Origin of the sequence: Candidatus Pantoea communis (genome assembly GCF_011752685.1) — a bacterium.
Classification (GTDB): Bacteria; Pseudomonadota; Gammaproteobacteria; order Enterobacterales; family Enterobacteriaceae; genus Pantoea; species Pantoea communis.
Window position 1 is genome coordinate 96,946 of record NZ_VWXC01000020.1, and the last position, 11,851, is coordinate 108,796.

16 protein-coding genes are annotated in these 11,851 nt (G+C 56.7%); 2 read left to right on the plus strand and 14 right to left on the minus strand.

Annotated features, from left to right (window positions below):
- Positions 1-328: 328 nt before the first annotated feature.
- Positions 329-862 (plus strand): lytic transglycosylase domain-containing protein, encoded by a 534-nt coding sequence (locus F3J37_RS22075; protein ID WP_166935838.1) that lies wholly within the window; start codon positions 329-331, stop codon positions 860-862.
- Positions 863-884: 22 nt separating this feature from the next.
- Here the strand turns inward: F3J37_RS22075 and F3J37_RS22080 are convergent, their stop codons facing one another.
- The 10 genes from F3J37_RS22080 to F3J37_RS22130 form a co-directional block, all read right to left on the minus strand.
- The gene (locus F3J37_RS22080; RefSeq protein ID WP_166935840.1) at positions 885-1,706 is read right to left on the minus strand and encodes a DUF932 domain-containing protein; all 822 of its coding nucleotides are present in this window, start codon (positions 1,704-1,706) and stop codon (positions 885-887) included.
- A 53-nt stretch (positions 1,707-1,759) separates the two neighbouring features.
- Entirely contained in the window at positions 1,760-2,065 is a 306-nt protein-coding gene (locus tag F3J37_RS22085) for a hypothetical protein (RefSeq protein WP_166935842.1), read from the minus strand.
- Between the two features lie 832 nt (positions 2,066-2,897).
- On the minus strand, positions 2,898-3,467 hold the full coding sequence (locus tag F3J37_RS22090) for a hypothetical protein (protein ID WP_166935844.1): 570 nt from the start codon (positions 3,465-3,467) through the stop codon (positions 2,898-2,900).
- Complete coding sequence (locus F3J37_RS22095; RefSeq protein ID WP_166935846.1) at positions 3,464-3,613, minus strand: succinate dehydrogenase flavoprotein subunit; 150 nt, start codon at positions 3,611-3,613, stop codon at positions 3,464-3,466. Before F3J37_RS22095 ends, F3J37_RS22090 begins: the two co-directional genes overlap by 4 nt.
- Before the next feature lie 84 nt (positions 3,614-3,697).
- On the minus strand, positions 3,698-4,060 hold the full coding sequence (locus tag F3J37_RS22100) for a hypothetical protein (protein WP_166935848.1): 363 nt from the start codon (positions 4,058-4,060) through the stop codon (positions 3,698-3,700).
- 40 nt (positions 4,061-4,100) lie between these two features.
- Positions 4,101-4,307 (minus strand): hypothetical protein, encoded by a 207-nt coding sequence (locus F3J37_RS22105; RefSeq protein ID WP_166935684.1) that lies wholly within the window; start codon positions 4,305-4,307, stop codon positions 4,101-4,103.
- A 920-nt stretch (positions 4,308-5,227) separates the two neighbouring features.
- The gene (locus tag F3J37_RS22110) at positions 5,228-5,527 is read right to left on the minus strand and encodes a hypothetical protein (protein WP_166935686.1); all 300 of its coding nucleotides are present in this window, start codon (positions 5,525-5,527) and stop codon (positions 5,228-5,230) included.
- Between the two features lie 159 nt (positions 5,528-5,686).
- Positions 5,687-6,124 carry an antirestriction protein gene (locus F3J37_RS22120; RefSeq protein WP_166935852.1) on the minus strand — a complete coding sequence of 146 codons (438 nt, stop codon included), beginning with the start codon at positions 6,122-6,124 and terminating at the stop codon, positions 5,687-5,689.
- A 443-nt stretch (positions 6,125-6,567) separates the two neighbouring features.
- Complete coding sequence (locus tag F3J37_RS22125) at positions 6,568-6,801, minus strand: YubE family protein (protein WP_166935854.1); 234 nt, start codon at positions 6,799-6,801, stop codon at positions 6,568-6,570.
- Positions 6,802-6,818: 17 nt separating this feature from the next.
- Positions 6,819-7,463: a DNA methyltransferase gene (locus F3J37_RS22130; protein WP_166935856.1), complete on the minus strand. Its 645-nt coding sequence runs from the start codon at positions 7,461-7,463 to the stop codon at positions 6,819-6,821.
- Between the two features lie 345 nt (positions 7,464-7,808).
- Between F3J37_RS22130 and F3J37_RS22135 the strand changes: the two genes are divergently transcribed.
- Positions 7,809-8,780 (plus strand): IS110 family transposase, encoded by a 972-nt coding sequence (locus F3J37_RS22135; RefSeq protein WP_166935858.1) that lies wholly within the window; start codon positions 7,809-7,811, stop codon positions 8,778-8,780.
- Between the two features lie 38 nt (positions 8,781-8,818).
- On the opposite strand, the gene F3J37_RS22140 is transcribed toward F3J37_RS22135, so the two are convergent.
- The 4 genes from F3J37_RS22140 to F3J37_RS22155 all read right to left on the minus strand — a co-directional run bounded on the left by F3J37_RS22140 (position 8,819) and on the right by F3J37_RS22155 (position 11,600).
- Positions 8,819-9,097 (minus strand): hypothetical protein, encoded by a 279-nt coding sequence (locus F3J37_RS22140; RefSeq protein ID WP_034829416.1) that lies wholly within the window; start codon positions 9,095-9,097, stop codon positions 8,819-8,821.
- A gap of 131 nt (positions 9,098-9,228) precedes the next feature.
- Complete coding sequence (locus F3J37_RS22145) at positions 9,229-10,776, minus strand: methyl-accepting chemotaxis protein (RefSeq protein WP_166935860.1); 1,548 nt, start codon at positions 10,774-10,776, stop codon at positions 9,229-9,231.
- Positions 10,777-11,025: 249 nt separating this feature from the next.
- Positions 11,026-11,301 carry a hypothetical protein gene (locus tag F3J37_RS22150; RefSeq protein WP_240154159.1) on the minus strand — a complete coding sequence of 92 codons (276 nt, stop codon included), beginning with the start codon at positions 11,299-11,301 and terminating at the stop codon, positions 11,026-11,028.
- A gap of 44 nt (positions 11,302-11,345) precedes the next feature.
- The gene (locus F3J37_RS22155; RefSeq protein WP_166935862.1) at positions 11,346-11,600 is read right to left on the minus strand and encodes a hypothetical protein; all 255 of its coding nucleotides are present in this window, start codon (positions 11,598-11,600) and stop codon (positions 11,346-11,348) included.
- Positions 11,601-11,851 lie beyond the last annotated feature (251 nt).

Genomic DNA, 11,851 nt, shown 5'->3' on the forward strand with positions numbered 1-11,851 from the left:
TCCGGCACTAAAGAGTGTGTCAATTAGCACACTATTTAATTCGTACCCGCTAAATACAGCTCAGATTGCAAACTAAGCATATGTTTTTAAACCACTTAACTGCAAGATAACATCTTGCGTGGGGTGTGATGAAATCTTACTCCTCAAAAGCGGCTGGTTAAATAACGCTATCTTCCTGAATTCTTTATATCCGTGACGAAGTTAATCAGAACCCCGTCAGCGCATCGTGCGCGCCTGTAACGAATTATCTTGCCAGGGATGATCTGAGCGCGTATTTTTCACACCAACCCGCCTGGCGCTTTATGCGCATGCACGTGAGATTATCAGAATGAAATGGTTTGCTGTTCTCGGCCTTGCCGCTGTATTCAGCGCACAGGCCGCACCCGAAATGTGTTTTACAAAAGCCGGTCAGGATTTTGGTATTGATCCGCGCCTGCTGATGGCGCATTCAATACAGGAGTCTCGCATGCGTAATAACGCACTGAATACGAAGAGCAGCGGCGGAACGCATGACGTGTGTAATATGCAGATCAACAGCTCTCACTTTAATCAGCTGAAAAGCTTCAATATTACACGGGAAAGGTTACTCAAAGATCCCTGCATCTGCATTTACACCGGCGCATGGATCGAGGCCCGTAACTTCAGGCAGTACGGCAGGAACTGGGACAGCGTCGGGATGTATAACACCGGACCCAGTCCGAAGCTGATAAAACAGCGACGTGAATATGCGTCCATTATTAAAAGTATTTACCGCGTGCTGATCGCCCGCGATGAGGTTTACGCTGAGATGTCACAGCAGAATAAAAAAACGCCCGCGCCGGAAAGCTTTCTCAGCGCGGACGTTAACTCCGTTTCAAAATAGCCCCGGCTACCGGGGCTGACCGTTATGATTTCAGCTTTGCGAACTCCTCCGCCATTTTCCACAGCGCCTGATTCAGCTTAATATCGCCATCAATACCGGTTACCGGTCGTGTGGTGGTTCTTTTTCCCTTCGCCGTTCTGCCGGAAACGCCGCCCTTAATCAGATTCTCCTGCACGATATTAAATGCGGTCCACAGGTCGGTGCCTCTGTCATACCAAGCGCGCGGCTGAATAATTCGCTCAGCGGATACCGGCGGCTCTTTTCCGTCATATTTATACTCCAGCGCCAGCTGCCCCAGCAGGCGGCGTTCTTCGCTGTTTACCTGAATTGCTTTCATGGTGCCGATATTATTTTCTACCTTATCGAACACGCCCAGCACCTCATAAGCGCCTTCGATAACCTGCGATACAATATCCCCTTTATGCGGCACGCTGATTTCACCGAACGATTTCCAGCACACCAGGCCATTACTGCACACCTCACGGAAAATACCGGGGATCATTTTATAACTGCTGGAGCCATCATGGCTGTTCAGTAATAAGATTTCGGGCACCTCTTCGCCGCCGTTATTATTTCCACGGCGCAGGCGGATCATGTGCTTGGTAAACTCACGACGCTCAGGATCGCGCACGCGCGACTGACTGGCATAAAAAGGTTCAAACCCTTCTTCACGCAGTTTATCCAGCAGCGTAATGGTAGGGATATAAGTGTAACGATCTGAACGCGAATCGTGTTTCTCTTCGGAAAATGCACTCGGCACGACGCGCATTAATTCGTCATTGCTCAGCGGGTTGTTTTTACGGACGGAAACGGGAGCGGCGTAGCGGGTTGATAAACGTACCATAGTAATATTCCTTAAATAAATGAGAATGAAAAAAATCAGTTCTGTAACCTGGCTTATTGCCCTGCGTCGTAGTATTCGCGGACAATAACCAATCCGGTGTCATATTCCTGGACGGCAACGGGATACCCGTTGCGGACGTAAATCTTCATGGCCTCAGGCTCCGGGGTGGGCTCCTCAATCAGCGTCATTTCGGCAAATCGCGCCCAGTGCACGCCCGCCACGCCGGTAAACTCACCGTTTGCGCGGATCCAGCTGTACAGATCCGAAAATTCAGCCGGGCTCAGGTCGCTGTTATCCTCGCCCTTCACCCGTGTTTCGGTAGATTCGGCAGCGGCGGTTCTGACGTTCTGTGTGTTCATGCTGGTCCTCCTGTTTTCGGTTGCTGAAACCATGTTTCGGTGAGTTCGTTGCGGCGAAGGGCAAAGGAGCATCGACGAAGAGAGGGCATAAAGGGGCGACGGCAAAAAGTTTTTGCGGCACCTGGCAAAAACTTTTTGCCGGCGTGCATTTCACCCCTTTCTGCACGAACCGGCGGTGCTACGAAAAGCCCTCCGCAACGGGCTGGCCGGAACATGCGCAACCGGAGGGGAGATGAGCACGAACACACCCCGGACGGCTCTGCCGGTCCGGTCCTCAGCGGCCACGTCTTTTTGTGGCCAGTGAACGCGCGGGCGTCCGCCCGCTGCAGGGGTTGACCTCAGCCATCAGACCCTAGCCGCAAGCCCGGAACGCGTCCCTTTGCGGTCCGGCGGAGCTTACCGGCTATGCCGGTTAGCGCAGTAGGGCTCGACGACCCGGCTTGCCGGGAAGCCGAAGGTGGCCATGCTCCGTGACCTTATGGGATTAATGATTCAGAGGAGCAGCAGGAAGAAAGGAGAGAAGACGCAGAGAAGACCAGACCCCGGGAGAAAGCGCAGGCGAAGGGAGCGAGGCGGTGCGTCAGCACCGGGTTTCCCCGGCCCGCAGGGTCATCCGCCTTATGCTTTACAGCGCCGTTCGTGCGTTATGCGGATTTCCTGCCATCCGAAAATGGCCAGTTGTGATCGCGGCATCATCGTCTGTCCGTTCCGGTGCTATAGTTAGCATCGGGAACACCGGAAGTTTCCTCAAGGTAAGCTGCAAAACCGCCCGGCACTCCCGGAGCGGGCGGTGAAAGGAGGCAGGGGGTCTCCTCCCCTGCCTTTTTTCGCTTTAGTCGATAACGTTCCGGTTATACACCACCTTCCAGTCATGGTATGCCGCGCAGTCGCGCAGCGAGTCGATGCGCACCACGTTCTCCGCCACGCCATTCATCATCAGCACGCGCTCAATGCCCGCAAACCAGCTTTCCTCCGGATTGAGCGGGAACCACAGGTTACTGTTAATCCCGCTCAGCAGCGGATCGTTGCACACGTGAATGCCCCGCCCGTATCCGGTTTCGCTGCCGGTCACTGTAAGCTCGCCGCGCAGCTCGCGCGTCACGGCGCAGCGCGCCAGCTCTGTCACCACGTCATCCCAGCACCACTCTCTGTCTTCCGGCACCGGCAGCTCGACGCAGCGCAGATGCTTGCTGCCCGCCCGGGCAGTGCGCTGCGCGAGACCCAGCACGGACGGTTCGTTACTTTCGCCGTCCGCACCGGTGAGCCAGAACCCGTTGTAATAAAAGGCCTCATCGCCGTTGTCCAGGCGGATAAAGCAGAATTCGCCCAGCGCACGCGCGATGTCGGCCTGCGTCACGTTGTGCTGCGTTGCCTCCGGGGACAGGATATTTTGTACGCTCATGACTGCACCTCCAGCTGCTGGCGCACGGCGCGCATGAAGTGCGGCCAGTTGCTGAACGTCATTTTCGGGACGCGTACGCTGCGACCGCTGTTAAAGCCTTTTACAAACGCCTGCGCCTGTGCGACGATTTGCGGGTCAAAATTCATATAACTCTCCTGAGCTTTTGGTTTTGATAAGGCCGCCAGCAGGTACTGGCGACCGTAGAGAAGGCAGGGGCAACCCTGCCTTTTTTACGTCTGTACGTTACCGGGCTCCCGGCGAAGGCTGATGTTGGTCAGGCGCGCCGCCAGTGCGCCGCTCGCCCGCCCCCAGGCCACCTCACCCCGGCTGCCGAACTGCGCGTGCACGATATGGCTCGCCACAATCCACGCCCGGAACGAAGACAGCGGCAGAGCAATGTCCTGGACGGTATCGGCAATCTGCTGCGCCATATCGTGCAGCGTGAACCACAGATGCTCCTGCTCCTCGCTAGCGCTGAGGCGGTGCTTTCCCAGCTCCGTCAGGGCCGCCAGACTTTCTGCCAGCCCCGGCGTCAGGCCCGGGATTTCTGAGTGATTGGCCGCCAGCGTGGCGGCGGTAAACTGTTCTTTCATCGTGTTACCCCTTTAATCTGTTTCCGGCGCATCTGCCGGCTTAGTGCACGTTCGCCACGTGCATCGCATATCCCGCTTTCAGCAGCAGGCGCAGGTCACCCATTGCCGACTGCCACGCTGCTTCGCCATCGATACCCGGCAGTCCGTGTACCAGTGCCTGACTGACGCCCGGAATGCCCTGGCCGTTTACCCATGTTTTGGGAGATTCTGGCGTGGCGGTGTTGACGTTGACGTTGTGTGTGTTCATGGCATTTCTCCTGCTGAGGTGGGTTGTCATGTTTCGGTCGATCCAGTCGCGGCGAAGGGCAAAGGAGCATCGACGAAGAGAGGGCATAAAGGGGCGACGGCAAAAAGTTTTTGCGGCACCAGGCAAAAAGTTTTTACCGGCGTGCATTTCACCCCTTTCTGCACGAACCGGCGGTGCTACGAAAAGCCCTCCGCGCCTGGAATGGCCGGGACAGCGCCACCGCGTGCGAAAACGGCATGAACACACCCCGGACGGCTCTGCCGGTCCGGGCCTCAGCGGCCACGGCTTTATGTGGCCAGTGAACGCGCGGGCGCACGCCCGCTGCAGGGGTTGACCTCAGCCATCAGACCCTAGCCGTCAGGCCCGGAACGCGTCCCTTTGCGGTCCGGCGGAGCTTACCGGCTATGCCGGTTAGCGCAGTAGGGCTCGACGACCCGGCTTGCCGGGAAGCCGAAGGGGGCCATGTCCCGGAAGTTTTTGTGGCTTCTGAGTAGAGTTTTGACGTTGAAAACGTTCATTTTTTTCAGGAAGAATAACAGGCTGTCAGCGAAATCCGGGCGAACAGCGGCGGTGCCTGACTGACTGCACAATGCAATTTACCGGCTAAAAAAACGGCTGAAAACTTTCTTATTTTTCCTGATAAATTGATTTTCAGGTTGCCGGCAGCCACCGTGAACGGCGCCTGAGGCGCGTTTCACGAGGCCGGCGCCCCGGCGGCTGGGATTTTTTGCGCCCGTTCATGCGGCGGCTGACAGAGCAAAAAAAAGCGCTATAATTCAACACGACACAAACCTCATTGTTGCATTTTCTTCCTCGTTTCAGGACGAAACTAAAGCCGTTCGCGACGTTCCGGTTTTATTCAGAAGTGCCCCGGATTGTGGGGCTTTTTTTAATTCCGGGCATCCCTTCCCCCGGGTCTGTCAGCGCTTCAGCGCTTCACCGACTTTTCTGAGAGCTTCATGCTCTGATTGCCACAGGCTCGCCGCGTAACCTTCTCCGCCCTGAGCTTCCTCTAACCGCATGAAACCCCAGGCCACGCGCAGCACCTGCTCCAGCGCGGCGGCGGACACGCTCACTTCACGCACCTGCTCCTCCTCATTGCGCAGGTTGTTCAGCATCTCACGCACACGATCCTGGCCAACACCGTATTCAAAGTGATACCCCTCATCACCAATGGCGCTGAGCACCTGCCCGCCTCGTCCTCCGTTATCTCCATACATTCGCCACAGTCCATCACATCGGCTTTTGTCCAGACCAGAACGGCGACTGACTCCTCCGGGCCGAAATCATCGGCCAGATTTTTACAAATATCGATAACGCTGCCGTGCATCATTTATTCCTCCGGTGGGGGCGGCGACGCCGCCCCGTCAGTTTATTAATCAGTCCAGCGCGGCAAAAATCGCGGCGGCTTCGGGGTGGGTAAAGGCGTAGTCGGTCAGCTGGCGGTAGCGGCGGCAGTAAAGCGCGCACAGCTCCGTGTCATCATGGCGGTCATACATCCAGCTGCGGTGGTTCAGCACCAGTGAGGTGATCACGATGCCCGCGGCCTCGCTGCTCAGGCGCACTTCGCTGTGATTTGCCGGATTAACGAAACGCCAGGTTTCCTCTGCTGCGGGCTTCATGAAGCCGCCGCCGGACGGTAGCAGCGCGAAATCCCACGCGCCACCGTCGTAGTTCGCCAGATAACGATCGGCGTAGAGGTACACGTTGTTTTCGGCACGCATAAAATCGTCGCCGAAGAGCGCGGGCAGGAAACGCAGTCGCACGTAGCCGTCAGGGACGCGCGCGGACTCAAAAGCAGGGGTGGCAATATTCATCAGAAATCTCCGCAGTCAGGGTGGTAAACCGTTCCGGCCTGTGCCGTGACTGAATGACAGCCCGGCGAAAAGCGGAGTGTTCATGAGCACCGCCGGAAGCCGCAGCGCAAGTGAGCACGAGGCGGGATTACGCACGGCGGTGACGCGAAGCATGAGCGGAGACGCAACGGAAGTAAGCGCGCTGAGGCGAGTGCGAACGGGTGAGGACGGTGAGCTTGCGCCTCTTGAACACGCAGCGGCCGGGCTAAAGTGAAGTCACGGCACCGGCCGCAGACCGCACGGTTTTTATTCCCCCCGCCGCAGGCGGCATCAGTGAGGCGCGCAGCAACTTCCTTTTCGTCTTGTCCACATCCGGGGTGCATATCCGCCCCGGAACCCTGTGGATAAAAACGGCCCTGCCGTACGCCGGCAGGGATGCAGACAGATGTTCTTTTTTTAATCAATCATGCCCTCAGGTGTTTCTGTATCACGGCCGCGCGGCGGTACAGTTCAACCAGGTCGTTATCGATCCCCTCAATCAGCAGGTCCGTCATGCGCTGCTCGCGGCTGGCACCCTGCCAGAGGTGGCGCGCAATCATGTCCCGCAGGCGCAGATGAAATTCGTACAGCGATTCCTCCAGGTCGGCGACGTCGCCCGCCAGGGTATCGTTATCAGGGTGCATAGTGTGATCGTTCATCGGGTTATCTCCGTTCATCAGGCCGCGCGGGCGTCACGGCGGGCATACAGGCGGCGCAGGCCGGCCGCATGGTACTGCTCCATCAGCTCGATACCAATCCAGCGGCGCCCGCACGCCTGGGCGGCCACGCAGGTAGAGCCGGAACCAGCAAACGGGTCCAGGACAATGGCGCCGGGCTGCGTGAAGGTCTCAATCAGCGGTCGCAACGCACTGACCGGCTTTTCGGTCGGGTGATGGCGGTTGCCGGTGTACTCCCATGGCATCACGTCGGGCAGCGGCTTCGCCGGCAGCGCCGGGCGCCCTTTGGCCAGCACGTAGGCGCTTTCGTGCTGGTAGCCGACGAATGCCGACTTTGAGGCGTAAGGCTTGGTGAACACGATGTGGCCCACCACGCGGAACCCCGCCGCCTTCCACGCCTGCATAAAAATGTCTATCCGGTTCCAGCCGTAGAAGCTCACCGCCAGGCTGTTGTCTTTCAGCACCCGGAACATTTCGTTGCTCGCCGGCTGGACCCACTCGCTGTTCACGTCGTTGGCAATTGAGCGGCCGGAACGGTCCTTAAAGCCGACGAGGTACGGCGGATCGGTGAGAATGAAATCAATGCTCTTGTCCGGAAAACCGCCCATAATCCGTACGCTGTCGCCGTGCATGAATCGAGACATAGTGATGCTCCTGTGTATGAAGGGGGCACCGGTAGTGGTGCCGTGACCTCCACACAGACGGGCGAACAGCGGAGCAAACAGGGGCGGATGCGCAAGCCGCACGCGCCGCCGGAGCGGACTGAATGTCCCGCGCACGGCGGGGAACGGGTGAGCAGTCCGGCGACAGCTTCCCTTATATGTCGGGAAATATCTAAACTGACTTTGCAGGTCTGGCGAGGTCCGTGCAGCAGGTGAAGCTTCCGGGGCGTATGAGCCCGTAAACAAGCGAGTGCGCGCGGACTGAGCCACTCATCATTAGCCCGGACAGTTGTCTGAACCCAAATTCGTATCGTAAGGAGGGGCACCATGAGTCAGCCGGATTTGCAGTGCATTGGTATTGATGTGGCAAAGGCCACGCTGGACGTGGCTGCTACAGACGAGATAATTCCTTTCACCGTCAGTAATGACACTGCAGGTTTTGAGGTAATTACTAACAAAATCAGCGGACTAAATATTTCTTTGATTCTGATGGAGGCCACCGGAGGTCTGGAGGCGCAGGTTGCAGCGCGTCTGCAGTCAGAAGGCTTTGACGTGGTTATTATCAACCCGCGACAGGCACGCGATTTTGCCCGTGCTATGGGTCATCTGGCGAAAACGGACCGGCTGGATGCCGCCTTGCTGGCACAACTTGCGCGCGTAATTGACAACCACCCTGACCGCAACCGTTATATCCGGCTGATGCCGGACGCGGCCAGAAAGGCCCTTACGGCACTGGTCGTAAGACGCCGTCAGCTGAATCAGATGCTCGTTGCGGAACGTAACCGGCTTTATCCCTCCCACCCTGATAGCTGTGATAGCATCAGCCGGGTCATGCCGGCCCTCGAGGCAGAGCTTGCCCTTGTGACGCGCATGATGAATCGTCAGGTGCGGCAGCATTTCCGAGAGCAGGCCCGCCTGCTGACCAGCGTCAAGGGCGTAGCGGAAATCACTGCCGCCACCCTGCTGGCCGAACTGCCGGAGCTGGGCACCCTGACCCGCAGGGAAATCAGCACGCTTGTCGGTGTCGCCCCCGTTAACAGGGACTCAGGAAAAATGCGGGGAAGACGAACGATTTTTGGCGGAAGGGCGGGCGTACGGTGCACGCTTTACATGGCGGTGATAACCGCCATTCAGTTTAACCCGGCAATCAGGGCCTTTTATGTCAGGTTAGTTGAAGCCGGAAAGGCGAAAAAGGTGGCGCTGGTTGCCTGCATGCGTAAGCTGCTGACCATCCTGAACGCCATGGTCAAAAGCGGGGCGCACTGGGAGGATGATTTCATGCCATCCCCGACAATTTAGTGAGTTAATAACTCAGTCCGGTTCTGAAACGAATGTCATCAGAGCTGTTTTGATGCCACTCTGAAAAAGTTCTGCAGCGCCATCAGTGCTCTACCGGTCATGGCTATCTCCGATACCATCACGGCGTCATGCTGTTTCAGCCAGGCCAGGAAGACGGGGTCACTCATGAAGGGGCTGAACGTACCATAAGCCAGCTTCAGATGCGTCAGGTTGTTGGCCCACACGTCCAGAGAACGATACTCGCCCTCACTCAGTTGCGTAAGTAACTCATCCGTTTGCGCTTTGATTTCTGTAATGCGCCGGTACTTTTCATGCATGCGTTTCCGGACCTCTAAGTGATTGTTTTTGCAGCTGACGTACAGCCTGTTCGCCACTCAGCGGCGTGTGCTCACGTGAGGACGGCAGCAGTGAATCCCGGTTCAATACAGCCGCCCTCTTCTCACAGGCCTTATACCCTGAAGGCCTCGACCATTCCGCGTAAAGCGTGTGCCTGCGCAGACAGTGACTGTGAGGCAGACGAGGATTCCTCAACCAGCGCAGCGTTATTCTGGGTCACCCCGTCCATCTGACTGACGGCAATGCTGACCTGGGAGATACCCTGCATCTGCTCGGATGAAGCCAGTGAAATATTATCCATGGACTCTGCCAGCTCGCCCACCATACTGACAATTTTCATTATGCTGTGCCCTGCATCTGCTGCTGCGACTACGCCGCTGTCAACGACACTTACTGCCTCCGCCATTAGTTGTTTGATGTCATGCGCGGCATTCGCACTACGCTGTGCGAGCGTCCTGACCTCCCCCGCCACAACGGCAAATCCCCGCCCTTCTTCACCTGCCCGTGCGGCCTCCACTGCGGCGTTTAAGGCCAGAATATTTGTCTGGAAGGCGATGCTTTCAATTACAGATGTAATATCCCGCACCTTCGCGGCGCTAACTGATATGGCATTCATTGTGTCTGACATGCGCTGTACATCAGTGCCGCCTGAACGGGCAACCTGCGCTGCTTCACGGGCTGAACCAGCTGTCTGCTGTGCGCCCGCAGTATTGCTTTTCACTGTAGCGGTAAGCTGCTCCATGCTGGCGGCCGTTTCCTGCAGCGCGGCCGCCTGCTGCTCGGTACGCGAAGAGAGTTCAGTATTCCCCTGTGAAATTTCATCCGCAGCCAGCGCCACGGAGCCGGCGGAATCCTTTATCTGAGAGATAAGCCCCCGCAGGTTTGCCTGCATACCATCCAGTGAAGCCAGCAGGCTTGTTTTATCATTGCGCCGCAGAATGACCTGACTCGTCAGGTCGCCAGAAGCAATTGCTGCTGCGAGTATTTCAGCATCTTTTGGTTCCCCGCCTAACTGGCGCATCAGCGCCCTGACTATCATAAAAATGGTCAGAAAAGAGAACAGGACTGAAAGAGTTGTGAGTGAGAGAAGCACAACGGAAGCCTCACGTACAGATGCGCTGTTAACAGCTACCGTATCCCGGCTGAGCTTATTTTGCACATCGGTCAGCCCGTCAAGGGCATCAGACAGGGCCTGCTGAGCCGGGCGAGCCGTATTCAGCAGATAGTCAGCGGCTTTTTCTGACTGGTTGTTGTCCATCCCCATTTTTCCTGCAACTGTCAGCGTATTCAGAGCGAAACTGTCTGAGGACAGAATACGGTCTAACGCTGATTTTCCTTCAGGAGAAGCGTTATGCATCATGCTGGTAACAAGCTGATCGCGTTGCTGAAGATACTTTTCATGTAAATCACTGACCTTTTGCCATTCATTTTTCTCCTGCTCAGGGTCTTTGAGCAAAACGATGTCTCTGACTGAAACTGCCATGTTATTAACAGCAGCACGCATGTTCAGGACAAGCGTAAGGCGCCTCATTTTATAATTTACCGTATCTTCCATGCCTTGCCGTGACTTACTGAGCACATGAAGAGACAGGCCGGTGCAGATTAAAAAGCAGATAACCAAAAGGCCGTAGCCTGAGAAAAGACGAAACGATATTTTCATTTTTTTTCCTGGTGGGCGGGAGAACAACTCCTTTATCGGCCTGTAACCAGATACTAATAGCTTTGATGAGTTACGAACTGTTACTACCTCTCTCTGCACAGTTGCTTGTTTGCGAGGCCACCCGGCTACCGTGAGGGCACGGCACTTTACGCCCGCCGTTTTCCTGCCACAGGACGGAAGACGGCATGAAGGCGGAGCACAGCGACAACCTTTTTCATTCCTGCAGTGATGCCGCCGTGACCGGCGACATCAGAGGATCTGCAGTTGCACTTCGGGCAGTGCTATTTCCCCTCCCCCCTCCAACAAGACGGTATCGATGGCCATCTCCAGATGCCACCAGTTAAATCCCTCATTTGCATCATGATGGCCTTCGGCATACTCCATGGCCGCCGCAATCTCATCCGGCGTCATTGCCGGGTTAATACCGAGAAAGTCCTCTGCCAGCCAGAATGTGCCGCAGCACAGCTCATCATCGGCCAGGGGATCAAGCCGCGCCCTGAATTCACGTACGGTCATTGTTCTCATTACCTGTCCGGCGGGTTGTCCCGCCGCCTCCGGTTTTCTGATCATCAGACAGGGTCTTTTTCGACCCGTGCGGCAGGGATGGTGTCGGCGCAGTGGCGCAGGAAATACCAGCTGAGACTCGTATCCGCATCGAGCGAGGCATCGGCCAGAGCGATTGTGTCCAGCACCTCGTCGGGCGTCAGCTCCGGTGCCACGTCTTCGAAATCATCAGCTACCCACAGGTGCACCACGCAGGGTGTATCGGGTTCAAAGCGCAGCAGCTGTTGGGCCAGCTGGCCAGTGGTGAGAGGTTGATTCATGGTCACTCCGGTCTGCAGGTTGCACGGCGCAGCCCGACAGGCGGAGGGAGGTTGCATGTATTTTTTGTATGTTTTAATACGAATATGACTGCGCTCATGAAAATCGGCCGGCAGCCGAAGATATGATGTACACAACAGACAACTGCGAGTCACTACTCATGGCCAGAGCCCTGCCCCCGACCTATCTTCCCGTTTCCCCTTCCTGCCTGGCAGAAAAGCTCCGCGAAATTGCGGACATGCTGGAAGTCCGC

Coding starts and splice junctions, on each gene's coding strand:
- F3J37_RS22080 (WP_166935840.1), bottom strand. CDS start 1,706: ATGGTACGTTTATCAACCCGCTACGCCGCTCCCGTTTCCGTCCGTAAA.
- F3J37_RS22140 (WP_034829416.1), bottom strand. CDS start 9,097: ATGCATGAAAAGTACCGGCGCATTACAGAAATCAAAGCGCAAACGGAT.
- F3J37_RS22085 (WP_166935842.1), bottom strand. CDS start 2,065: ATGAACACACAGAACGTCAGAACCGCCGCTGCCGAATCTACCGAAACA.
- F3J37_RS22090 (WP_166935844.1), bottom strand. CDS start 3,467: ATGAGCGTACAAAATATCCTGTCCCCGGAGGCAACGCAGCACAACGTG.
- F3J37_RS22135 (WP_166935858.1), top strand. CDS start 7,809: ATGAGTCAGCCGGATTTGCAGTGCATTGGTATTGATGTGGCAAAGGCC.
- F3J37_RS22130 (WP_166935856.1), bottom strand. CDS start 7,463: ATGTCTCGATTCATGCACGGCGACAGCGTACGGATTATGGGCGGTTTT.
- F3J37_RS22100 (WP_166935848.1), bottom strand. CDS start 4,060: ATGAAAGAACAGTTTACCGCCGCCACGCTGGCGGCCAATCACTCAGAA.
- F3J37_RS22110 (WP_166935686.1), bottom strand. CDS start 5,527: ATGTATGGAGATAACGGAGGACGAGGCGGGCAGGTGCTCAGCGCCATT.
- F3J37_RS22150 (WP_240154159.1), bottom strand. CDS start 11,301: ATGAGAACAATGACCGTACGTGAATTCAGGGCGCGGCTTGATCCCCTG.
- F3J37_RS22095 (WP_166935846.1), bottom strand. CDS start 3,613: ATGAATTTTGACCCGCAAATCGTCGCACAGGCGCAGGCGTTTGTAAAA.
- F3J37_RS22105 (WP_166935684.1), bottom strand. CDS start 4,307: ATGAACACACACAACGTCAACGTCAACACCGCCACGCCAGAATCTCCC.
- F3J37_RS22145 (WP_166935860.1), bottom strand. CDS start 10,776: ATGAAAATATCGTTTCGTCTTTTCTCAGGCTACGGCCTTTTGGTTATC.
- F3J37_RS22120 (WP_166935852.1), bottom strand. CDS start 6,124: ATGAATATTGCCACCCCTGCTTTTGAGTCCGCGCGCGTCCCTGACGGC.
- F3J37_RS22155 (WP_166935862.1), bottom strand. CDS start 11,600: ATGAATCAACCTCTCACCACTGGCCAGCTGGCCCAACAGCTGCTGCGC.
- F3J37_RS22125 (WP_166935854.1), bottom strand. CDS start 6,801: ATGAACGATCACACTATGCACCCTGATAACGATACCCTGGCGGGCGAC.
- F3J37_RS22075 (WP_166935838.1), top strand. CDS start 329: ATGAAATGGTTTGCTGTTCTCGGCCTTGCCGCTGTATTCAGCGCACAG.